Annotated in this window: 1 protein-coding gene; it reads left to right on the top strand. The window is 57.5% G+C overall.

Going from position 1 to position 322, the window contains the following annotated elements; translation table 11 throughout:
* On the top strand, window positions 1–322 hold a 322-nt coding region (locus QCE79_RS34945), incomplete at both ends, for a DUF3164 family protein (protein WP_309852521.1).

The following is a 322-nucleotide window of genomic DNA, read 5'->3' as shown; positions in this document are numbered from 1 at the left end:
CGTCCCCGAATCAATGATCAAGCCCGTTGATCGTCTGCGTGACCAGACGGTCATGGCCCTGATCGACACTGCGAAAAAACATCAGGAACAACTCCTTGCATTCAAGGAGCTGGCCTTTGCTGATGTCGCCGCGTTCGTCGAAGCCAGCAGCGAGCAATACGGCGTGCGCATGCGGGCCATCAAAGGAAATATTTCGCTAGTGACCTTCGACGGGCGCTATAAGGTCGTGCGACAGATCGCCGAGCACATCCAGTTCGGCGAACAGTTGCAGGCGGCCAAGGAGCTGATCGACGCGTGCATTCACGAGTGGACCGAGGGTAGC

The sequence above is a fragment of the Caballeronia sp. LZ003 genome, from assembly GCF_031451465.1.
Classification (GTDB): Bacteria; Pseudomonadota; Gammaproteobacteria; order Burkholderiales; family Burkholderiaceae; genus Caballeronia.
Note: the sequence above shows the minus strand (reverse complement) of the source record. Positions and strands in the feature narration are given on the sequence as shown.